Origin of the sequence: Vibrio coralliilyticus ATCC BAA-450, from assembly GCF_000176135.1 — a bacterium.
Lineage (GTDB): Bacteria > Pseudomonadota > Gammaproteobacteria > Enterobacterales > Vibrionaceae > Vibrio > Vibrio coralliilyticus.
This window is the reverse complement of the sequence record NZ_ACZN01000015.1, coordinates 558,254-580,017: the sequence shown is the minus strand read 5'-3', so window position 1 is coordinate 580,017 and position 21,764 is coordinate 558,254. Positions and strand designations below refer to the sequence as shown.

The 21,764-nt window shown below is 46.4% G+C and carries 21 protein-coding genes; all 21 read left to right on the top strand.

The features are described 5' to 3' along the window. Window positions 1-291 precede the first annotated feature (291 nt). The 21 genes from nrfB (at window position 292) to fliG (ending at window position 21,760) form a co-directional block, all read left to right on the top strand. Complete coding sequence (gene nrfB / locus VIC_RS09970; protein ID WP_006959536.1) at window positions 292-882, top strand: cytochrome c nitrite reductase pentaheme subunit; 591 nt, start codon at window positions 292-294, stop codon at window positions 880-882. Between the two features lies 1 nt (window position 883). After that, window positions 884-1,573, top strand: coding sequence for a cytochrome c nitrite reductase Fe-S protein (gene nrfC / locus VIC_RS09965; RefSeq protein WP_006959535.1), 690 nt, complete (start codon window positions 884-886; stop codon window positions 1,571-1,573). Then, window positions 1,573-2,544: a cytochrome c nitrite reductase subunit NrfD gene (gene nrfD / locus VIC_RS09960; protein ID WP_039951785.1), complete on the top strand. Its 972-nt coding sequence runs from the start codon at window positions 1,573-1,575 to the stop codon at window positions 2,542-2,544. The genes nrfC and nrfD overlap by 1 nt, the downstream gene beginning before the upstream one ends. A gap of 2 nt (window positions 2,545-2,546) precedes the next feature. Beyond that, entirely contained in the window at window positions 2,547-4,454 is a 1,908-nt protein-coding gene (locus tag VIC_RS09955; RefSeq protein ID WP_006959533.1) for a heme lyase CcmF/NrfE family subunit, read from the top strand. Further along, entirely contained in the window at window positions 4,432-4,965 is a 534-nt protein-coding gene (locus VIC_RS09950; protein ID WP_006959532.1) for a DsbE family thiol:disulfide interchange protein, read from the top strand. Before VIC_RS09955 ends, VIC_RS09950 begins: the two co-directional genes overlap by 23 nt. Then, window positions 4,965-5,405: a cytochrome c-type biogenesis protein gene (locus VIC_RS09945; RefSeq protein WP_006959531.1), complete on the top strand. Its 441-nt coding sequence runs from the start codon at window positions 4,965-4,967 to the stop codon at window positions 5,403-5,405. Before VIC_RS09950 ends, VIC_RS09945 begins: the two co-directional genes overlap by 1 nt. A gap of 81 nt (window positions 5,406-5,486) precedes the next feature. Then, a complete protein-coding gene (locus tag VIC_RS09940; RefSeq protein WP_006959530.1) occupies window positions 5,487-5,945 on the top strand; it encodes a DUF2919 domain-containing protein in 459 nt (152 codons plus the stop codon). Between the two features lie 82 nt (window positions 5,946-6,027). Continuing rightward, on the top strand, window positions 6,028-6,930 hold the full coding sequence (locus VIC_RS09935; RefSeq protein ID WP_006959529.1) for a Dyp-type peroxidase: 903 nt from the start codon (window positions 6,028-6,030) through the stop codon (window positions 6,928-6,930). A 145-nt stretch (window positions 6,931-7,075) separates the two neighbouring features. Beyond that, on the top strand, window positions 7,076-8,209 hold the full coding sequence (locus VIC_RS09930) for a flagellin (RefSeq protein ID WP_006959528.1): 1,134 nt from the start codon (window positions 7,076-7,078) through the stop codon (window positions 8,207-8,209). Between the two features lie 246 nt (window positions 8,210-8,455). After that, on the top strand, window positions 8,456-9,589 hold the full coding sequence (locus VIC_RS09925; protein ID WP_006959527.1) for a flagellin: 1,134 nt from the start codon (window positions 8,456-8,458) through the stop codon (window positions 9,587-9,589). 230 nt (window positions 9,590-9,819) lie between these two features. Then, window positions 9,820-10,953 (top strand): flagellin, encoded by a 1,134-nt coding sequence (locus VIC_RS09920; protein ID WP_006959526.1) that lies wholly within the window; start codon window positions 9,820-9,822, stop codon window positions 10,951-10,953. A gap of 70 nt (window positions 10,954-11,023) precedes the next feature. Continuing rightward, on the top strand, window positions 11,024-11,452 hold the full coding sequence (flaG, locus tag VIC_RS09915; protein ID WP_006959525.1) for a flagellar protein FlaG: 429 nt from the start codon (window positions 11,024-11,026) through the stop codon (window positions 11,450-11,452). 20 nt (window positions 11,453-11,472) lie between these two features. Further along, the gene (gene fliD, locus VIC_RS09910; protein WP_006959524.1) at window positions 11,473-13,497 is read left to right on the top strand and encodes a flagellar filament capping protein FliD; all 2,025 of its coding nucleotides are present in this window, start codon (window positions 11,473-11,475) and stop codon (window positions 13,495-13,497) included. Beyond that, a complete protein-coding gene (locus VIC_RS09905) occupies window positions 13,481-13,804 on the top strand; it encodes a flagellar protein FliT (protein ID WP_006959523.1) in 324 nt (107 codons plus the stop codon). The genes fliD and VIC_RS09905 overlap by 17 nt, the downstream gene beginning before the upstream one ends. A gap of 11 nt (window positions 13,805-13,815) precedes the next feature. After that, window positions 13,816-14,226, top strand: a complete 411-nt coding sequence (gene fliS / locus VIC_RS09900) for a flagellar export chaperone FliS (RefSeq protein WP_019274549.1) — start codon at window positions 13,816-13,818, stop codon at window positions 14,224-14,226. A 257-nt stretch (window positions 14,227-14,483) separates the two neighbouring features. Next, window positions 14,484-15,950, top strand: coding sequence for a sigma-54 dependent transcriptional regulator (locus VIC_RS09895; protein ID WP_006959521.1), 1,467 nt, complete (start codon window positions 14,484-14,486; stop codon window positions 15,948-15,950). A gap of 122 nt (window positions 15,951-16,072) precedes the next feature. Then, the gene (locus VIC_RS09890; protein ID WP_006959520.1) at window positions 16,073-17,134 is read left to right on the top strand and encodes a sensor histidine kinase; all 1,062 of its coding nucleotides are present in this window, start codon (window positions 16,073-16,075) and stop codon (window positions 17,132-17,134) included. After that, window positions 17,134-18,534, top strand: a complete 1,401-nt coding sequence (locus VIC_RS09885) for a sigma-54-dependent transcriptional regulator (protein WP_006959519.1) — start codon at window positions 17,134-17,136, stop codon at window positions 18,532-18,534. Before VIC_RS09890 ends, VIC_RS09885 begins: the two co-directional genes overlap by 1 nt. 98 nt (window positions 18,535-18,632) lie before the next feature. Next, window positions 18,633-18,944 (top strand): flagellar hook-basal body complex protein FliE, encoded by a 312-nt coding sequence (gene fliE, locus VIC_RS09880; RefSeq protein WP_006959517.1) that lies wholly within the window; start codon window positions 18,633-18,635, stop codon window positions 18,942-18,944. A gap of 76 nt (window positions 18,945-19,020) precedes the next feature. Next, window positions 19,021-20,709 (top strand): flagellar basal-body MS-ring/collar protein FliF, encoded by a 1,689-nt coding sequence (gene fliF / locus VIC_RS09875; RefSeq protein WP_216603155.1) that lies wholly within the window; start codon window positions 19,021-19,023, stop codon window positions 20,707-20,709. Next, window positions 20,702-21,760, top strand: coding sequence for a flagellar motor switch protein FliG (fliG, locus tag VIC_RS09870; protein ID WP_006959513.1), 1,059 nt, complete (start codon window positions 20,702-20,704; stop codon window positions 21,758-21,760). The genes fliF and fliG overlap by 8 nt, the downstream gene beginning before the upstream one ends. Window positions 21,761-21,764 lie beyond the last annotated feature (4 nt).

Below are 21,764 nucleotides of genomic sequence, written 5' to 3'. Positions count from 1 at the left end.
TAAAGGGGTAGGCTTATTGTTAGGTATGGATAATGAAATTCATTATCATCAATGACTTATGGCTATTAACCATGTATAAAATAAGGTGATAAGGATCGAGGTTTTGTGCAAAAAATCTACTACTAAAGAGTAGGCTGAGTAAAATGTAATCGATAGCGTTGTGGCTTTTCCAAAAATAAGAATTGATCTCATTTAGTGGTGATTTAAATACCGCTAAAGGGCATTGGTTTTGACCAGACTGTTTATTTTGAGCGTGGCTCAAAATCTGTTCTGGAATAAGGAAAGGATAAAATGGGCAATATAAAGTTGGCCATAGTCATAATGCTGAAAACCATTCTTGCATTCTGCCTCTATGGCTATTCTCTTCATGCCGTTGCTGCTGATTCTTCTGCCCCTACAGCCGAAGAAAGCTCGACTCGTCATGAAGTTACGCTTATCCGGGACAAAGATTACAAATGTATTCAATGTCATAAGGATTCCAAAGAATCACTTCAGCAATCTCATGGTGAAAATGCTCATGAGATTCTAGGTCGTGAAGTGAATTGTACTAACTGTCATAGCAACATCGGGCCTGACCACCGTGAAGGTGCTCCGCAAGTCATCAAGTACTCATCTGCACAATCTCAGCAGGGAACAGACAAAACCTACCTAGACCCTGACGCCATTTTGAAGGCCAATAGCCAGTGTACTGATTGTCATAAGCCGAAGTATCTGCGTGAAGATAGCTGGACACATGATGTGCATGCCAAAAACCTCACCTGCTCTAACTGTCATGATGTTCATGCCAGTAAAGCAAAAGTCCTTGGTTTGGAGCGCAAGCAGAAAATCAAGCTGTGTGTCGACTGTCATTCAGACTTCAATCAGTTGAAAGAGGAGCAATGATATGAGTTGTTCTAGACGAAATTTTTTAACTGGTGCTGGCGCCTTGATTATGACCACAGGCGTAGCCGGGACTGCGATGATCAGCAGTCGTAAGACGTTAGCAAATGTCGAACAGGTCGATGACAAGCTCTATGGCATGATTCACGATGAGACCGCCTGTATCGGTTGTACCGCTTGTACTGAAGCTTGTCGCGAGGTCAACAAGGTACCAGAAGGGGTGTCGAGACTGGAAATCATTCGTAGCGAGCCACAAGGCGAATTTCCTGATGTGGAATATCGCTTTACCCGTAAATCTTGCCAGCACTGTGAAAACCCACCTTGTGTGTATGTTTGCCCGACGGGCGCAGCATATAAAGATGAGAAGACAGGCATTGTCGATGTGGATAAAGACAAGTGTGTCGGCTGTGGTTACTGCCTTGCCGCGTGCCCTTATCAAGTGCGCTTTTTCAATCCCGAAGACCATTCCGCAGACAAGTGCAATTTCTGTCGTGATACCAATCTTGCCGAGGGCAAATTACCCGCCTGTGTAGAATCTTGCCCGACCAAAGCCTTGGTGTTTGGCGATCTCAACGATCCGCAGAGTCAAATCAATCAAGTGTTAAGTAACCATGTGGTCTATCGCGATAAAGCGCACTTAGGTACCAAGCCTAAGTTGTACAAGATCCCACACAACAAAGGGGAGGTTTCATGATGAACGGTATTGAAACGGCTTTCCATTTCGATTCATTGGTCTGGGACTGGATCATTGCCATTTACTTGTTTCTTGCGGGAATGTCCGCTGGGGCTGTGATGATTGGCTTGTATCTCAAACGCCGCGTAATTGAAGGTGACCCTGCCAATAACGGCATCCTTAAAGCCGTCGCTTGGCTGGCTCCCTTTGGCATTATTGCCGGTTTGACCATATTGATTTTCCACCTCACCAAACCTTTGTCGTTCTGGAAGATTATGATCTACTACAATCCGTCTTCAGTCATGTCGATGGGGGTAATTCTCTTCCAAGTTTATATGGCGGTCTTATTCGTTTGGATTGGTGTGATTTTCCGCCACCAGATCATACAGTTCTGCGAAGGCAAGCTTCCGGGTGGGCTATTAGACTGGGTTGATGGTGTGTTGATAAAAGTCGGTAAGATAAACAACCCTGTCGAGTTGTTTCTGGGTGTGTTGGCGATATTGCTTGCGGCTTACACTGGTTTTCTGCTCTCTGCACTGAAAACTTACCCGATGCTGAACAACCCTGTGTTGCCGATCCTGTTCCTGTTTTCCAGCCTTTCTTCGGGCGCAGCGGCATGTTTGTTGTTTGGCATTCTAGTGTTCAAAGAATCGGCACACAGCCCAAGTGTCCGTTGGGTGCATGGGTTTGAACGTCCGGTTGTGTTATTCGAACTGTTTGTGTTGGTGACCTTCTTTACTGGCCTGATATTCAGTGGCGGTCAGAATGAAGTGGCGGCTTGGAATGCGATCGGGGGAGGCTTCTGGTCAAACTGGTTCTGGTTTGGCGTTGTGTTGATTGGGATGTTACTGCCGCTGACTCTCAATGCCGTTACGCCAAACGAAGTGCGCCATAACGGCAGTTACATCTTCATAGTGACAACGCTGAGTTTGGTCGGGGTACTGATGTTACGTACCTTTATTCTCTACGCCGGTCAGATGACGGTGGTGTAAGCATGTGGGGAGAGATAGGACATTTTGCTCTGATATGGGTTGCTGTTTCGAGTTCAGTTTGCGCTGTAGTCTGGGCGCGGCAGCACTATTTTGATCAAGGTGCAACGTTCTCTCTGATATGGCCTGTCAGGCTCAACGCAGCAATGGCTTCGTTGAGTCTGATTGTTCTGGCGATTTTGTTTGCCTCTGACCGATTTGAATTCGAGTACGTGGCCACTCACTCTAATATTGAGCTACCACCACTCTTCAAGCTGGCTGCTGTGTGGGGAGGCCATCAAGGTTCCATGCTGTTTTGGGTGTTTACACTCAACTTGTGGGCAGGTTTGATTTCATTTATTCGTCATTCTAATGGGCGATATATCGCCCATGTTCTGTGGATCATGACATTGTTTATTGCAGCGTTTTCATGGTTTACCTTACTCTCTTCAAATCCGTTTGTTTACGCTCAAACCTTGTTAACTCAGGGGCGCGATCTCAATCCTATGCTTCAGGACGTGGGGCTGATTTTTCATCCTCCGCTGTTGTACCTTGGCTACATTGGTTATTCCACTGTACTGGCATTTGCGTTGGCGGCGTTGATGCAAAAACCGTATGACAACCAATGGGTCACACTATGTAAACCTTGGGCGATATCTGCGTGGGCATTTCTCACGCTTGGGATACTGGTCGGTTCATGGTGGGCCTACAATGAGTTAGGCTGGGGAGGATGGTGGTTCTGGGATCCAGTTGAGAGTGCATCATTGTTGCCTTGGCTGACGGGGACAGCTTTGCTGCATAGTATGGTGGCCTCTAGGCGCCATCAGCAGTTGATGGTCTGGACGTTGATCTTAGCTTCGGTGACATTCAGCCTTAGTATTCTCGGTACCTTTATCGTCCGCTCGGGAGTATTGACCTCGGTGCATGCCTTTGCGGTTGACCCGGGAAAAGGCATTGCGCTTCTTGGTATTTTGGCTGTTACCTTGTTCGCCTCTTTTGCCCTTTTAATTGACCGAGGGGAGACCATACGAAGCCAAAAGTTGACGGCTATTATCAGCCGATCTTATCTCGTGCTTCTTGCGATTGGCCTGCTGGTGATCGCCACGTTTACTGTTTTCCTTGGTACTTTTTACCCCATGGTTTATGAGTTGCTGCAACTGGGAACAATATCAGTTGGCGCCCCCTATTTTAATACATTGCTTCTACCTTTATCGGCTCTGGCGCTAACGGCAATGGGCTGGGCTCCTTTTCTGAGTTGGCAATCAGGGCTGGTGAACTCATGGCAACGGATGGTCGTGTTTTTTGTCTCCTCATTCTTTGTCGGTGCAATGTTGTATTTTTGGCAGGTGGAAACGTGGTCATTCGCAGTCATGTTGATTTGGGGGCTGGCGTGCTGGGTGGTGTTTAGCCATCTGTGGTGGGCTGTCCGTTTAGGTAAGCTCAATTTTATGCTCTTGGCTCATATCGGGTTGGCTATCGGCGCGATAGGGTGTGTTATGAATGCGGAGCACTCATCTCAGCTAACTCGCAAACTTGGTCCAGGAATGTCAGCAGAGTTTCGCGATTGGCAAGTTGAGTATCTGCAAACGGAGTGGCGTGTAGATAAAAACTTCACGGCAGAGCAAGCACAGCTGCGTTTTACTGATGCTGAAGGTCGAGCGTTTGAGCTCAAACCTGAGCGTCGCCATTATCCCGTTCGAGTCATGAACATGAGCGAGCCTGCGATTCACACGACTTGGCTTGGAGATTATTATGTGACACTTGCTGCCAAAGTCGACGGGCACAGCTACGCGGTCAAAATTCAGTACAAAGCATACATCTGGTGGATCTGGGGTGGGGGATTATTGGCGACGTTTGCTGCATTTTTGCCTCTTATCACCAAACTTTCGCCGAGAATAGTGAGAACAAAATATGGCGTCGTCCAAAAAGTCTAAATTCATCGTCCTTTGCGTCTCGCTGGTAGTGTTTATCCTAATCCTCGGGGCGGCACTGAGTGAAGACACTTCCAACTCAGGCAGTCACGCTGTTCGAAAATTTCCAGTGAACGAGGTTGAGTTACTGGCTGGGAATGAACGGGTTCAGGCTAAGGCGTTATTCCAGTCAGAGTATCAACTGGTTAATGTCTGGGCATCGTGGTGCAGTATTTGCCGTGCGGAACATGATTTTCTTAATCAATTGAGTGAGCAAGGCATTGCTGTGATCGGACTTAACTACAGAGACCAAGCAAAGGCAGCAAACCAGTATCTGGCTCAATTGGGTGACCCTTATCAAACGGTGATCTACGATCCTCAAGGGGAGTTATCTATCGATCTGGGTGTGGTTGGCACCCCCGAGACATATCTTATCAATCAGGCCGGGGAAATTGTGTATAAACACTCAGGGCTGCTCAACCCTAATATCTGGAAGGAGCAATTTGCCCGCTTCTTTACTGAGGAGAAGAGTTGATGAGAGCGCTTTATTACTTGATCCTGTTGCTGTTTGTTCAGAGTAGTTACGCGGGTGATGAAGAGCTATTTGTTGCGGTTTCAGAACAGCAAATATCCCAAGTTGAGTTGTTTGAGTTTACCTCTCCAGAGTTACACGAAAAAGCGTTACGTTTGGCTAAGTCCTTGCGTTGCCCGCAGTGTCAAAATCAAAATCTGATCGAATCCAACTCCCCCATAGCAAAAGACTTGCGTCTGATTGTTTTCAATAAGATCAATCAAGGGGAGAGTGAGCAGGAAGTGAAGGACTTCATGACGGCGCGCTACGGCGAATTTGTGTTATATCAGCCTGAGTTTACCGTCCGCAATGCTCTGCTTTGGTTCGCGCCGATCTTATTACTTCTGATGTTTATCACTTTATCAATAAGGCGAGTGCGGGTGAACTCTAACAATATCGGATGAGTTTTATAGGTAATATCTGATAGAAAAATACCTCAATTGGTATAGAGTGGAGTTTATTTTCTCAACCGCAGTTACCTATCAGTGCGATACGCTTTAGAACAATACGATAAACATGGTTTTCTCAAAGCCCCTAAATGGCTTTGGCTTGGTTGGCTTTTTCTCGCCAAAGCGTGGGTGGTGTTTGTTGTCGCCGGTGCAAGCCGAGAAAGCGGCGCTAAGATCCTTAATATTGTCTATCCCGATCATTCAATGTTGTATCTGGGGTTGGCGATGGGGCTGCCTAGCATTGCGTTAATGTGGATGATCAGCTTGCGCAGCCCGGAACGCAAATGGATAAGCCATTTAGTCAGTTGGGGTAAAATGATTACCATGCTGGCGATTGGCGGCCAGTTTGTTCAAACTCTTTATCACGTCTACCTAGAACATGGCGCTTTCCGCTGGGCGAATGCCGCTACCTTGCTATTTCTGCTGTGGTTTATGCTTTATATCTATAAGAGTCGCAGCGTACGCGATTGTTTTTCTGCGCCGCCATCCGATTGACGTAACGGGTGATGATCGCTATCAATACACTGAAAACAGAACATAATACACTGAGCAAATATGTAAATGTGAGGACATAAAAATGACAATCCCTCAAAGTGCCATCCTTCCTGAAGCAGGACCTTTCGCTCAATACACGCTGCTTAAGGTGACACAGGAACCTGCTGCCGTACTGGAACAGCTACAGGCTCTACCAACACTTGTAGAAGAGCTTAATCAGCAGCAGCCTGGGGCTGAATTGACTCTTTCCGTTGCGTTCAGCAAATCATTCTGGTCAAAGTGTGACGCCGCGATGCCAGACGAACTGATTGATTTCCCACAGCTCGGTGAAGGCAGCACCTTAGCGCCGAGTTCTGATGTGGATGTGCTTATCCACTGTCATTCGAATCGTCATGATTTGCACTTTTATCTGCTGCGCACATTCTTTGCACAAGCATCAGATAACGTAGTGGTGGTTGATGAAACCTATGGTTATCGCTATCTCGACTCTCGAGACATGACGGATTTTGTCGATGGGACAGAAAACCCGAAAGATAGTCAGCGTCATGAAGTGGCAATTATTCCTCAAGGAGAGTTGGCTGGTGGCAGTTACGTTATGGTCCAGCGTTTTGTCCATGACCTGCCTTCTTGGAATCGACTGAATGTGTCTGCCCAAGAAAAAGTCATCGGGCGAACTAAACCGGATTCGATTGAGTTAGATAATGTGCCAGCTGCGTCTCACGTTGGTCGTGTGGACATTAAAGAAGAAGGTAAAGGCCTGAAGATTGTTCGCCATAGCTTGCCTTATGGCAGTGTGTCGGGTGAGCATGGTCTGCTGTTTATTGCCTACTGCAATACGTTACATAATTTTAAAGCCATGCTGGAAAGCATGTATGGCGAGACCGATGGTAAAACAGACCAGTTATTGCGCTTTACTAAAGCCGTGACAGGAGCATACTTCTTTGCCCCGTCTGTAGAGATGCTAAACGGGTTAAAGCTTAAGTAAGTCAATGAAAGCAAACTAAAGCCTGCAAACTATACCGACTATAAACCGAGCCAACGCGCTCGGTTTTTTTGTGCAAAAAGGCTAAAGAAAATCTCTTCAGGCCGATATAACAAATAACCCTGTTGAGGAAACACTATCTATCGTTATGGCAATCACTGTTAATACCAACGTATCAGCAATGACGGCGCAGCGTTATCTTACGAATGCGACGGACATGCTGAACCAATCACTGGAGAGGCTATCTTCAGGGAATCGTATTAATAGTGCCAAAGACGATGCAGCAGGTTTGCAGATCTCGAATCGACTTGAGTCTCAGATGCGTGGTTTGGACGTCGCAATGCGCAATGCGAACGACGGCATATCCATCATGCAGACAGCCGAAGGTGCGATGAACGAGACAACCAACCTTCTTCAACGCATGCGTGATCTTTCATTACAATCGGCGAATGGTTCGAACAGTCGAGCAGAAAGAGATGCATTACAGGAAGAAATGGCGGCTTTGAATGATGAATTGAATAGAATTGCCGAAACCACCTCTTTCGGTGGTCGAAAATTGCTCAATGGTTCATTTGCCAGTTCTTCTTTCCAAATCGGCGGCAGTTCCGGTGAAGCGGTTCAGGTATCTTTGAAGAACATGCGATCCGATAGTATAGAGATGGGGGGCTTCAGTTATATCGCTGCTGGAAAAGCGGACAATAACTGGCAGGTTTCTCAGGGCAGCCAAACGTTGGTGATGGAATATACCAATGCCGAGGGCCAGCAGGAATCGATTCAGATAGAAGCTAAAGCTGGCGATGACATCGAAGAGTTAGCCACATATATCAATGGTCAAACGGATAAAGTCTCGGCCTCAGTAAATGAAGATGGGCAGCTGCAGGTCTTTATGGCAGGCAAAGAGACATCGGGTACTATTTCCTTTTCTGGCAGCCTTGCAGGTGAACTGCAAATGGGGCTAGCTGGTTATGAAGCGGTTGATAATCTGGACATTTCTAAAGTTGGCGGCGCACAGCGAGCGGTATCTGTAATAGACACCGCGCTTAAGTATGTTGATGGTCATCGTGCTGAACTAGGGGCGATGCAAAATCGCTTTAATCATGCGATTAACAACCTAGGCAACATCAACGAAAACTTGGCCGCGTCGAATAGCCGTATAAAAGACACCGATTACGCCAAAGAAACCACCCAAATGCTTAAGCAACAGATTTTACAGCAAGTTAGCACATCAATCCTGGCACAGGCTAAACAACAGCCAAATCTAGCCCTAACCTTATTGGGTTAATTATCAAAAAAAGAAAATATTATCGACTGAGTGAATTAAAGCTTTAGCGAAAAATTGCGTTTTTTAAAGTTTTTTCGTATTTGGTCAACTTTCCTCCTCCAAAAGCATTTTTTTCAAAAAAAACTTAAAAAAATACTCAAGGTTCTCGAAATTGAGCCGTTAATAAAAGTAACTTTGAGAGAACTACTTTGGTTTTCCGAGACGTCGGAAACCGGTTACATCGGAAAATCAAACGGAGAAATCACCATGGCAGTGAATGTAAACACTAACGTAGCAGCAATGACAGCACAGCGTTACCTAAATGGCGCTAACAATGCACAACAAACTTCAATGGAACGTCTATCTTCTGGCTTCAAGATTAATAGCGCTAAAGATGACGCAGCAGGTCTACAGATCTCTAACCGTTTGAATGTGCAAAGCCGCGGTCTAGATGTTGCAGTACGTAACGCGAATGACGGTATTTCTATCGCGCAGACTGCTGAAGGTGCGATGAATGAAACGACTAACATCCTGCAACGTATGCGTGACCTTTCGCTACAATCTGCGAACGGCTCTAACTCTAAATCAGAGCGTGTTGCGATTCAGGAAGAAGTTACAGCACTAAATGACGAACTTAACCGTATCGCAGAGACAACCTCTTTTGGTGGTAATAAACTACTGAACGGTACTTACGCGACGAAATCTTTCCAAATTGGTGCAGACAACGGTGAAGCCGTGATGTTGACTTTGAACGACATGCGTTCAGACAACGTTGGCATGGGCGGTACAAGCTACCAAGCAGCAAATGGTAAAGATAAAGATTGGACAGTACAGGCCGGTGCAAACGACTTGGCTATCACACTGACCGATACTGACGGCCAACAGCAAACTATTAATATCAATGCAAAAGAAGGCGATGATATTGAAGAGCTAGCGACATACATCAATGGTCAGACTGACATGGTAAAAGCGTCTGTCGACCAAGATGGTCAACTACAGGTATTCGCTGGCACTGATAAAGTTGAAGGCGCAGTAAGCTTTGGTGGTGGTCTTGCTGGTGAACTGAGTATGGGTCAAGGTCAAGCAGTTACTGTTGATACTATTGATGTAACATCTGTGGGTGGTGCTCAGGAATCTGTAGCAATTATTGACTCGGCACTGAAATATGTAGATAGCCACCGTGCTGAGCTGGGTGCATTCCAGAACCGATTCAACCATGCGATTAGCAACTTAGATAACATCAACGAGAATGTGAATGCGTCTAAGAGCCGAATCAAAGATACGGACTTTGCTAAAGAAACAACGGCACTGACTAAGTCGCAAATTCTTTCTCAGGCTTCAAGCTCAATTCTTGCTCAGGCAAAACAAACGCCAAACTCAGCTCTGAATCTTCTAGGCTAAGTTTAAAACCTTCGAAAAAAATCCAGCTTCGGCTGGATTTTTTTTCGTTTATATAATCCATTGATTTAAAAGATGTTTATAGCTTGTTGATACCCATCACAGAAATTTTTTTTAAAATTTTTCTAAAGGATATATTTCTTCCGCCGTTAAAAGACTGAGAGAAATGAGATGCACCAAAGTGAGGTGAGAGACGCTGAGGTGCATCACCCTTAATGCCTAAGGAGATCAATATGGCAATTAACGTAAACACCAATGTGTCTGCGATGACTGCTCAGCGATACCTTAATGGTGCTGCTGACGGCATGCAGAGATCGATGGAGCGTCTATCATCGGGTTACAAAATAAACAGTGCTCGTGATGACGCTGCAGGCCTTCAAATTTCCAACCGTTTAACATCGCAAAGTCGTGGTTTAGACATGGCGGTGAAAAACGCAAACGATGGTATCTCCATTGCACAAACCGCTGAAGGTGCAATGAATGAGACGACCAACATCCTTCAACGTATGCGTGACTTGTCACTGCAATCGTCAAATGGTTCGAACTCCCGTTCAGAGCGTATTGCGATTCAGGAAGAGGTTACGGCTCTTAACGATGAATTAAATCGTATCGCAGAGACTACCTCGTTTGGTGGTAACAAGCTCCTCAATGGTACGTTTGGTAGCCAATCATTCCAGATCGGTGCGAGTTCAGGTGAGGCAGTAATGCTCACTATGGGCAATATGCGCTCAGATACATCAGGAATGGGTGGTAAAGCCTATATTGCGCAACAGGGTAAAGATACTGACTGGGCCGTCTCTCAGGGTTCAACAGACCTTACTCTGGACTATACTGATGTACATGGGGAAGCCAAACAGTTAACCATAAATGCTAAGGTTGGTGACGACATCGAGCAGCTTGCGACTTATATCAATGGTCAGAGTGAAGACGTGAAAGCGTCGGTCGGTGAAGAAGGGAAGCTACAGTTGTTCGCTGCGAATAACAAAGTAGCGTCGGACGTAACAATTGGTGGTGCGTTAGGCGGTGATATTGGTTTTGGTGCCGCTGAAAACAAAACGGTTTCCGACGTTGATGTTTCTACCGTAGCAGGGTCTCAGATGGCAGTTTCTGTTATCGATGGTGCTCTGAAAACGGTTGACAGTCAGCGCGCGGAACTGGGTGCATTCCAGAACCGTTTTAGCCATGCGATCAGTAACTTGGATAACATCAACGAGAACGTTAACGCGTCTCGTAGCCGTATCCGAGATACTGACTATGCGAAAGAAACGACTCAGATGACTAAGTCGCAGATTTTGCAGCAGGCAAGTACCTCTGTACTGGCGCAGGCAAAACAATCACCATCGGCAGCTCTTAGCTTATTAGGTTAATCGATAGGTTCGAACGAGCTTATTGGTAGGTAACGTGATTACCAACCTATAAGGTGGAAGGGAGATTGTTATGGAAATACCATCCTACACATCGAACGTCCAGCCTTACGGCTCAGAAAGTGGCACTAAAATTGCTTCAAAATATGATGGTGCACAGCAAGTTTCCTCGCGGAAAGAACAGGTTTCTACAGCCGAAGTGAGAGAGCAAGCTGCTGAAGCTGTTAATCAAGCGATAGAAGCGTCTCAACAACGTGAAAAGCTTAACAGGGAAGAGCGGCAACGTATGGTACAGCAAATGAACGAGTTCATTGCGTCCATCAACACTGGCCTATCTTTTCGGGTCGATGAAGAGTCGGGAAGAGATGTAGTTACCATTTATGAAGCGGATACTGGCGATATAATTCGTCAGATACCCGATGAGGAAATGTTAGAAATACTGCGACGCCTGAGGGATCAAACAGCCCGGTATTCATCGGGGTTGTTGAACCAGACGGTATGATCGTATTTTGAGGTGATTGAATGAGCTTTGGCCCTGTAGGGATGAATTCTGGCATGGATATCAATGCCATGGTCAGCAAAATTGTTGATTCGGAGCGCGTACCTAAGCAGCAACGAATCGACAATGAGCGTGGCAAAATTGATTCCAGTATCAGTGCCTACGGTCGGCTCAGAGAGTCGTTGGATACGATGAAAAACTTGATGGCGAGCTTTCGTCAAGAGAAAGCTTTCGCCGCAAGAAAGGTAGAATCTACGGATGATACCGTTGTATCCGCGACGGCAACCACTGAAGCTATCGCTGGTAGATATGCTATCGATGTGTTGCAGCTTGCCCAGAGTCATAAAATTGCGTCTGACGTATTACCGGAAGATGCGAAATTTGGCCCGGGTAAGCTGCAGATTTCTCTCGGTGAAAAAAAGTTCACCGTTGAGGTTCAGGAAAATTCTAAGCTGGTTGATATTGTTCGCGGTATCAATGGCAGCAAAACCAACCCCGGCGTTCGTGCATCAGTCATCAATGATGTCGAAGGCCCACGTCTTATTGTCGCTTCAAGTAATTCAGGTGAACAAAACGCACTCAAACTGAGTGTGGAATCGGCACCGGATAATCTTCTTAAAAGACTCGAATACAAAACACTTGAACAGCGCGTTAAAGACCTTGAGCAAGCTCGTGCGGCTGCGCAAGATCTACTCAAACCACTCACTGCTGAAGAACAAGCCGTTGCCGATCGCATTGCTGAGCAAAATATCGAGGCGGCAAAGGTTGTCGATCAAGAGATTGCCGATACGTCCAAACAAGCGGCAATTGCTGCCGATGCCAATGCGGCAAAGGATGCAAGTGCTGGTAATGAACTTTCAGATGCAGCCGCTGCAGCCGCTGCTGCGGCCGGTGCCGAAGCTAATAAGTACTTAAAGCCAGAAGAGCGCATTCCTGGCTGGACCGCGACCGCGTCCGGTACATTGCTTGACTCGTATTGGGAGCCAGAGCCTCAGCTAGATGCAAAAGCGCTGGAAAAAGCCCCTGATGTTCCCGGTTGGAGTGTCACGGCTTCCGGTACACTGACGGATTCTTATGTAACACCAAAAGAAGCGCAGGCCGCGTTAGATGCGAAACAAGCTGCGTTGGAAGATAAGCTAGCTCAGGAAAAAGCATCACTTCAAGCGCGTGTTTTGGCAGGCGAATTAACCCCTGAGCAAGCTAAAGAGCTTGAACGTGCCAAACTGCCAAAAGAAGAAAGGGAATATCTGGAGCGAATAGATCAGGCTCAGGCTGACCTGAAATCGGCGCAGGAGTCATTTGACGCTTATCGTGGTATGAGCCAAGTACAAGCGGCACAGGATTCGAAAGTGCTGCTTGATGGTGTGGCTCAGCTTTCCAGTGATAACAACATTATTGAAGATGCCATTGAAGGTGTAGACCTAACCTTAAAAGGCCGTTCTGAGCGTGGCAAGACACCGTCAGAGATTGATATCGAATATGACCGTCAGGGCGTACGAGACGATATTGAGCAGTTCGTTTCGGCATACAACCAGTTCTATCAGGTCTCTCAAGAACTTTCCGGTGTAGATCCACGAACTGGAGCCGCAGGCCCACTGGCGGGTGACAGTGTGGTTCGCAGTGCCGATTCAAGACTGAAGTCGGTGTTTTCATCACGAGTTGAACCTGCTCCTGAAGATCTTAAAACATTGACTGAGTTTGGTATTACAACGACACGTCAGGGTACACTGGAAATCAACTACGACATGTTGGATCGCCAGCTCAATAACAACTTCAATAAGTTAGAAGATTTCTTTGGCGGCAACCAAGGGTTTGCAAAAAAAGTTGAAGATGCGATTCAGGGTATCACTGGTGTCACCGGCTCAATTCGTACTCGTGAGCGGAGCATGGTGGAACAAAATTACCGCCTTGATGATGATCAGGCATCTCTGGATCGTCGTATGGATAGCTTAGAGAAACGTACACACGCCAAATTTACGGCGATGCAGGACGCGACGAGCAAGATGCAGTCTCAGCTAGCAGGTATGATGAATGCACTTGGCGGATGATTTTTTGGCACAGATCTCATTTCTTGGTGATCTTGATCACGATATTACTAGTAATCTTTCAGCAGCTGACATTAATACTGAAGAAATCGTTCAGTTGGTCGATAAAAGGGAACAGTTATTGCTAACCTTGATCAGTACTATTAATGAGCACCAAGAGTTAGCGCAGTTACCAGAGTGGCAGAGTGCCATTGAGCGCACTCAGTTGACTGTTGAGTTGATGCAGAAGAAAACCGCTGAGCTTGGCAGTAGTTTGCAAAAGTACCGCTACGGCAATAAATCGGTGCAGCAGTACAAGAAATTTATATAAAGAGGATTGTTATGCGTGGTTCATTACAGGCTTACAAGAAGGTATCGGTAGATAGCCAGCTCAGTGCTGCCTCCCCGCATAAAATTGTTCAAATGCTGATGGCGGGTGCTATCGAGCGCTTGATTCAGGGTAAAGCGGCAATGGAGCAGGGCAATATTCCTGTTAAGGGTGAGAGACTGGGTAAAGCCCTAGACATCATCATTAGCTTACGCAGCTGCCTATCGATGGACGATGGCGGTGACATTGCCCAGAACCTGGATCAGTTGTACGAGTTTATGATTACCCAAATTACTGAGGCAAATCACAAGAATGATCCTCAACCCATCGATGACGTGATTGATATTATTCGTGAGATTAAATCAGCATGGGAGCAAATCCCACCTGAATACCACAATCTGACTGCGACTGATGTAGGAATTTAAGATATAAGTTTAATTTATACTGTTGTATTGAAATATCTTGCATAAAAAGCTTTTGGGCAAACGTCACATCGCCTAATTGCTTGGTTGCCTTTATTTTTTTATCAAATAGAATAGAAGCCACTTAGTAGCCTAGTGGCTTATTTTGTTGCTGAAGTTTATAAATTGTCTATCACTAATCCTGTTCTATAGTTAGGTTAGTTGTTAGAAACAGAAATAACAGCCACAACGTTTCAAGATAAAGGCAATAATTCTCACCTATGCAAGGTTTAGCAAAGCTGCTCGTAATTGAAGATGATGCTCAAGCACGCATCAATCTGAGTAATATATTAGAATTTGTCGGAGAACAATGTGAGGCGATCAGTTCCGCACAACTGAGCGACGTTAACTGGTCGGATGTTTGGGCTGGCTGCATTGTGGGTTCGCTTCAAGGCCATAACTTCTCTACTCAGTTGAGTACACAACTCTCCCAAGCTAACCATATTCCTTTACTTATCGCGGGAACGCATTCTTATCCAGTCGAAGAAATGACCAATTATGTTGGTGAACTGGAATATCCTTTAAATTACCCTCAGTTAAGTGAAGCGCTTCGTCATTGTAAAGACTTCCTTGGTCGCAAAGGCGTCAACGTTGTTTCTTCTTCACGAAAAAACACCCTGTTCCGTAGCCTAGTTGGGCAAAGTATCGGTATTAAAGAAGTTCGTCACCTGATAGAGCAAGTCTCCGCTACCGAAGCGAACGTTCTTATTCTTGGCGAGTCGGGAACAGGTAAAGAAGTCGTTGCGCGTAATATTCACTACCATTCTGCACGTCGAAACGGGCCATTTGTACCAATCAACTGTGGTGCTATTCCTCCTGACCTACTCGAAAGTGAGTTGTTTGGCCACGAAAAAGGGGCCTTTACTGGGGCGATAACCTCTCGTAAAGGGCGATTTGAACTGGCAGAAGGTGGCACATTATTCCTTGATGAGATCGGTGATATGCCGATGCCAATGCAAGTTAAATTGCTGCGTGTGTTACAAGAACGTTGTTTTGAGCGCGTTGGCGGTAACACCACTATTCGTGTCAATGTTCGCGTGATTGCGGCGACTCACCGTAATTTGGAAACCATGATTGATGATGAGTCTTTCCGTGAAGACTTATACTACCGTCTCAATGTGTTCCCAATCGAAATGCCGGCACTGCGTGACCGGATTGAAGATACACCATTGCTGTTGCAAGAGTTGATGACGCGAATGGAAGCGGAAGGCGCTCAGCCAATCTGCTTTACGCCACGGGCTATCAACTCACTGATGGAGCACAACTGGCCGGGCAATGTTCGCGAGTTGGCAAACCTTGTTGAAAGGATGATCATTCTTTACCCAAACAGCTTAGTGGATGTTAACCATCTGCCAACTAAGTATCGTTACAGCGATATCCCTGAATTTCAGCCAGAGCACAATGTGTTTGCTTCTGTTGAAGAGCAGGAGCGTGACGTGCTGCAGGACATTTTTGCCGAAGATTTCAGTCTTGATGAGACCGATGGCTTGCATGAAAACTCCAATGCACCTCAAGAGTTACCACCTGAAGGCGTTAACCTTAAAGAGATGCTAGCCGAGTTGGAAGTCAACATGATAAACCAAGCGTTAGAGGCTCAGGGTGGCGTGGTTGCCCGTGCCGCTGACATGCTTGGAATGCGTCGAACAACTCTGGTTGAGAAGATGCGAAAATACAATGTGCAGCGATAAATTGGGTATTTTCGACGCTGTCAAAATATCGACTTTACATTAAGTTCTTGAAAAATATAAAAAATAGCCTGGCGTGCTTCTTGCATTTCAGGCTATTGTAGTTTTTAAGGCAGAAATACGACATGCAATCAGCTCAGGCGATCATGAATCAGCAACCACTCGGAACACTCGAAGAACAAGTTGAACGATACAAGCAGGTATTGGACGTTATGCCAGCAGGCGTGATTCTTCTCGATACTCAGGGTGTTGTTCATGAAGCGAACCCAGAAGCGCAGCGTTTGTTAGAGATGCCGCTTATTGGGCAGAAATGGTTTGAAGTGATTCAGCAAGCATTTGCTCCGCGCGAAGATGACGGTCATGAAATCTCTCTTCGCAACGGCCGCAAAGTGCGCTTGGCGATTTCAGCATCCACAACAGGTCAGCTGATTTTGATTACCGACCTGACAGAGACGCGTTTGCTGCAATCTCGCATCAGTGATCTACAGCGTTTGTCCTCGTTGGGTCGTATGGTGGCGTCGTTGGCGCATCAAGTCCGAACGCCTCTATCCAGTGCGATGCTCTATGCGTCCAATCTGGCGGCTCCGAACCTACCGCCAGCAACGAAAGATCGATTTCAGAATAAATTGATGGATCGCCTGCATGACTTGGAAAAGCAAGTCAATGATATGTTGTTGTTCGCTAAAGGGGGCGACAATAAGGTGGTGAAGCCGTTTACGATTGCTGAATTGGTGAGTGAGTTTTCTCCTATGGTGGAAGCCGCACTGAAAAATAATCAGATTGATTATCACCTTGAAGTTGAGCAGGAAGAAACGCAACTGTTAGGCAATGCGAACGCGGTGGCATCAGCACTGAGCAACTTGGTGATGAACGCAATTCAAATTGCCGGTAAACAATCACAAGTCGATGTCTTTTTCCGCCCGGTAAACAATGAGCTGAAGATTTCCGTTCAAGACAGCGGGCCGGGCGTTCCAAAAGAACTACAAAACCAAATTATGGAACCTTTCTTTACGACACGATCACAGGGAACAGGACTTGGATTAGCTGTTGTCCAGATGGTATGTCGTGCTCATGATGGAAGGTTAGAATTGATTTCCGAGGAAGGTGATGGTGCTTGTTTCACCATCTGCATTCCTCTTGATCGTGCTCCGCAAGCTAACCACGATGTAATGACTGGAGAAGGATAATGGCACAAAGCAAAGTACTAATCGTAGAAGATGATGAAGGTCTACGCGAAGCCTTAGTCGATACCTTGGCGCTAGCCGGATATGAGTGGTTGGAAGCGGACAGCGCGGAAGATGCGTTAATCAAACTCAAAGCTCATTCAGTCGATATCGTTGTTTCTGATGTACAGATGGCAGGTATGGGTGGCCTCGCTTTACTGCGCAACATCAAACAACATTGGCCCAATCTACCAGTATTGTTAATGACGGCTTACGCCAATATTGAAGATGCTGTCTCTGCTATGAAAGATGGTGCGATCGATTACATGGCTAAGCCGTTTGCGCCTGAAGTCTTATTGAATATGGTCAGTCGTTACGCTCCGGTTAAATCCGATGATAACGGTGACGCTGTGGTGGCGGACGAGAAGAGCCTCAAGTTGCTTGCTATGGCCGATAAAGTGGCAAAAACCGACGCTAGCGTTATGGTGCTTGGCCCAAGTGGTTCGGGTAAAGAGGTAATGTCTCGTTACATCCATAATGCTTCGAACCGCAAAGATGGGCCTTTTGTTGCGATTAACTGTGCCGCGATTCCTGACAACATGCTGGAAGCGACATTGTTTGGCTACGAAAAAGGCGCCTTTACCGGTGCGGTTCAAGCATGTCCAGGTAAATTTGAGCAGGCTCAGGGCGGGACAATTCTTCTCGATGAAATCAGTGAGATGGACCTGAACCTTCAAGCTAAGTTGCTTCGTGTTCTGCAAGAGCGTGAAGTCGAGCGATTGGGTAGTCGAAAGAGCATCAAGTTGGATGTTCGTGTATTAGCTACCAGTAACCGTGACTTAAAGCTCTATGTTCAGGAAGGTAACTTCCGTGAAGATTTGTACTACCGCTTGAACGTTTTCCCGCTAGCGTGGCCAGCACTTTGTGACCGTAAAGGTGATATAGAGCCTCTAGCCAACCATTTGATTGAACGTCACTGTAAAAAGCTAGGCCTACCTGTACCGACATTATCTGCCAGTGCAATGAATAAGTTGCTGGCTTATTCATGGCCGGGGAATGTTCGTGAGTTAGACAACGTTGTGCAACGTGCATTAATCCTCAGTGAGAACGGCAATGTGTCGAGTGACCATATTTTGCTGGAAGGATTAGATTGGCAGGATGCGGGCAGTTTGCAACAGGTCGTTGAAACCGGAGAAATCACAGCTCCTAACATTAAACCAATTGCGGAACCAGATAACGCATTCGCGACCAGTGCTGGTTTAGGTGGTGAACTTCGTGAACAGGAATACGCCATTATTCTTGAGACTTTAACCGAGTGTAACGGTCGTCGTAAGGAGATGGCTGAAAAATTAGGCATTAGCCCACGTACATTGCGCTACAAGTTAGCAAAAATGCGTGATGCGGGGATTGATATTCCAAACTAACGTGCTATTTTCGACGCTAAAATTGATATGGCATGTAGATTGCAACGTCATATTTACAACAAGAATTGTAGTCAAAGAGTTGACGTCCGAGGTATTCAATGAAAATTGATGGTTTTCAAGGCGAAATGCAAGCAATGATGTTCGAAGCAACGAACACAAAACCTGCCGCGACTGGTCATACAGTCGGTGCTGATTTTGGCGATTTGCTCAACAATGCCATCAACAACGTTAATGGGCTGTCAAAAACCTCTAGTAACTTGCAAATGCGATTTGATCGTGGTGATGAAAATGTGTCGTTGTCTGATGTTATGATTGCCCGAAACAAGTCGAGTGTTGCATTTGAGGCAACGATTCAAGTACGTAACAAGCTCGTCGAAGCGTACAAAGAATTGATGAACATGCCAGTTTAAGTGATAGGTACAGTCTGTGGCAGAACAAAATCAATCAACGGATCTTGCGGTTTCGGATGGTGGTCCTGACACCGCAATGGTAGCAACATCAGATATGGATACTGATGTTCAAAATCCGGACTTGGATGAACAAAGCACGTCCAAATTTGACATGGCAGTCGGTGATTTAGATCTCCTACGTCAGGTCGTCCTCGTTCTCTCCATTTCGATTTGTGTCGCACTGATTGTGATGTTGTTCTTCTGGGTACGTGAACCTGAAATGCGACCTCTTGGGGCCTATGACACCGAAGAGCTTATTCCTGTCTTAGATTATCTCGATCAAGAAAAAGTCGAATATAAACTGGATGGTAACACCATTTCTGTTCCCGCCAGTGACTACAACTCGCTCAAACTGAATATGGTTCGTGCTGGCTTAAATAATGAAAGACAAGCCGGTGATGAAATCTTAATGCAAGATATGGGTTTTGGAGTATCTCAGCGTTTAGAGCAAGAGCGCCTCAAACTGAGCCGCGAGCGCCAGTTGGCCAAAGCTATCGAAGAGATGAAACAAGTGCGCAAAGCTCGCGTGCTGCTCGCATTACCGAAGCAAAGTGTCTTTGTCCGTCATAATCAAGAAGCGTCTGCTTCTGTTTTCCTTACTCTCCGTACCGGTACGTCACTTAAGCAAGAAGAAGTTGACTCTGTCGTTGACATGGTTGCTAGTGCTGTTCCGGGGATGAAACCGACCCGAATTACCGTGACAGACCAACACGGTCGGCTACTTAGCTCAGGCTCGCAAGACGCAGCGTCAGCCGCGCGTCGTAAAGAGCATGAGTTAGAGCGTAAGCAGGAACAAGCCCTGCGAGACAAAATTGACTCCGTACTCATCCCTATTCTTGGCTTTGGTAACTATACCGCTCAGGTTGATATTCAACTCGATTTCAGCGCGATAGAGCAAACCCGTAAAAGCTTTGACCCTAATACCCCATCGACACGAAGTGAATACACTTTGGAAGACTATAATAATGGTAATGTCGTTGCTGGTGTACCGGGTGCGCTGAGTAACCAGCCTCCTGCTGACGCTTCTATCCCTCAGGATGTGGCACAGATGAAAGATGGTTCTTTGATGGGGCAGGGTTCAGTGCATAAAGAAGCGACGCGTAACTTCGAACTGGATACCACCATCAGTCATGAACGTCGCCAGTCCGGAATAGTCAACCGTCAAACAGTGGCGGTCGCGATCAAGAATCGTGCGTCGGTCAATCCGGATACTGGTGAAACGACTTATCAACCATTGTCGGATGCAGAGTTGCAGTCGATCCGTCAGGTATTGATTGGTGCCGTTGGTTTCAGTGAAAGCCGCGGTGATTTATTGAATGTACTGAGTATGCAGTTTGCTGAACCAGAAGTTGAAGTGCTTACTGATGTCCCGATTTGGGAGCATCCGAATTTCAACGATTGGGTTCGTTGGTTTGCCAGTGCATTGGTTATTATCGTTGTCGTATTGGTTCTGGTTCGCCCAGCGATGAAGAAACTGCTCAACCCAGCTTCGGATGACGATGATGATCAACTATACGGACCAGATGGGTTGCCAATTGGTGCTGATGGTGAAACTAGCCTGATTGGTGGAGATATGGATGGCGGTGAGCTGTTTGAGTTTGGCTCAAGCATTGACTTGCCTAACCTCCATAAGGATGAAGATGTGCTGAAAGCAGTTCGAGCGCTTGTTGCTAACGAGCCTGAGCTAGCGGCACAAGTAGTGAAGAACTGGATGGAAGATGCCTAACGAAGTCGTACCTCAGGGAGAAGGCGGTGGTGAAGTTGTCGAGAACACCGTGGATATCGAAACGATACCGGGCGAAGAACGCGCGGCGATCCTTCTACTCAGTCTGAATGAAGAAGACGCTGCGGGAATCATTCGTCACTTAGAGCCGAAACAAGTACAACGCGTTGGTAGTGCAATGGCACGTGCTGCTGACCTAAGCCAGGAAAAAGTCGGTGCAGTACACCGTGCTTTTCTGGAAGACATTCAGAAATACACCAATATCGGTATGGGCAGTGAAGACTTTATGCGTAATGCACTGGTTGCGGCCCTTGGTGAAGATAAAGCTAACAATCTTGTTGATCAAATTTTGTTGGGTACTGGTTCGAAAGGTCTCGATTCACTCAAGTGGATGGATCCTCGTCAGGTTGCCAGCATTATTATCAACGAGCACCCTCAGATTCAAACCATTGTTTTGTCCTACCTCGAACCGGATCAATCTGCAGAAATCTTATCTCAGTTTGCCGAACGTGACCGTCTCGATTTGATGATGCGAATTGCGAACTTAGAAGAAGTACAACCATCGGCACTGGCTGAGTTGAATGAAATCATGGAGAAACAGTTCGCAGGTCAAGCTGGTGCGCAAGCAGCCAAAATTGGCGGCCTGAAGGCAGCAGCAGAAATCATGAACTACATGGACAACAATGTCGAAGGTATCCTGATGGAGCAGATTCGCGATCAGGACGAAGACATGGCAACTCAGATTCAGGATCTTATGTTTGTCTTCGAAAATCTTATCGAAGTCGACGACCAAGGTATTCAGAAGTTGCTGCGTGATGTCCCACAGGATGCATTGCAGCGTGCACTTAAAGGTGCCGACGATGCTCTTCGTGAGAAGATCTTCAAGAACATGTCTAAGCGTGCCGCTGAGATGATGCGTGATGACCTTGAAGCAATGCCGCCAATCAAAGTGTCGGATGTTGAAGCCGCACAGAAAGAAGTATTGGCAGTGGCTCGTCGTATGGCTGATTCTGGTGAGATTATGCTGGGCGGCGGTGCCGACGAATTCTTGTAAAGTA

Coding starts and splice junctions, on each gene's coding strand:
- VIC_RS09925 (WP_006959527.1), top strand. CDS start 8,456: ATGGCAGTGAATGTAAACACTAACGTAGCAGCAATGACAGCACAGCGT.
- nrfB (WP_006959536.1), top strand. CDS start 292: ATGGGCAATATAAAGTTGGCCATAGTCATAATGCTGAAAACCATTCTT.
- VIC_RS09895 (WP_006959521.1), top strand. CDS start 14,484: ATGCAAGGTTTAGCAAAGCTGCTCGTAATTGAAGATGATGCTCAAGCA.
- nrfC (WP_006959535.1), top strand. CDS start 884: ATGAGTTGTTCTAGACGAAATTTTTTAACTGGTGCTGGCGCCTTGATT.
- VIC_RS09905 (WP_006959523.1), top strand. CDS start 13,481: ATGCACTTGGCGGATGATTTTTTGGCACAGATCTCATTTCTTGGTGAT.
- VIC_RS09945 (WP_006959531.1), top strand. CDS start 4,965: ATGAGAGCGCTTTATTACTTGATCCTGTTGCTGTTTGTTCAGAGTAGT.
- VIC_RS09920 (WP_006959526.1), top strand. CDS start 9,820: ATGGCAATTAACGTAAACACCAATGTGTCTGCGATGACTGCTCAGCGA.
- fliD (WP_006959524.1), top strand. CDS start 11,473: ATGAGCTTTGGCCCTGTAGGGATGAATTCTGGCATGGATATCAATGCC.
- fliG (WP_006959513.1), top strand. CDS start 20,702: ATGCCTAACGAAGTCGTACCTCAGGGAGAAGGCGGTGGTGAAGTTGTC.
- nrfD (WP_039951785.1), top strand. CDS start 1,573: ATGAACGGTATTGAAACGGCTTTCCATTTCGATTCATTGGTCTGGGAC.
- VIC_RS09930 (WP_006959528.1), top strand. CDS start 7,076: ATGGCAATCACTGTTAATACCAACGTATCAGCAATGACGGCGCAGCGT.
- VIC_RS09955 (WP_006959533.1), top strand. CDS start 2,547: ATGTGGGGAGAGATAGGACATTTTGCTCTGATATGGGTTGCTGTTTCG.
- VIC_RS09885 (WP_006959519.1), top strand. CDS start 17,134: ATGGCACAAAGCAAAGTACTAATCGTAGAAGATGATGAAGGTCTACGC.
- VIC_RS09950 (WP_006959532.1), top strand. CDS start 4,432: ATGGCGTCGTCCAAAAAGTCTAAATTCATCGTCCTTTGCGTCTCGCTG.
- VIC_RS09935 (WP_006959529.1), top strand. CDS start 6,028: ATGACAATCCCTCAAAGTGCCATCCTTCCTGAAGCAGGACCTTTCGCT.
- fliS (WP_019274549.1), top strand. CDS start 13,816: ATGCGTGGTTCATTACAGGCTTACAAGAAGGTATCGGTAGATAGCCAG.
- VIC_RS09890 (WP_006959520.1), top strand. CDS start 16,073: ATGCAATCAGCTCAGGCGATCATGAATCAGCAACCACTCGGAACACTC.
- fliF (WP_216603155.1), top strand. CDS start 19,021: ATGGTAGCAACATCAGATATGGATACTGATGTTCAAAATCCGGACTTG.
- fliE (WP_006959517.1), top strand. CDS start 18,633: ATGAAAATTGATGGTTTTCAAGGCGAAATGCAAGCAATGATGTTCGAA.
- flaG (WP_006959525.1), top strand. CDS start 11,024: ATGGAAATACCATCCTACACATCGAACGTCCAGCCTTACGGCTCAGAA.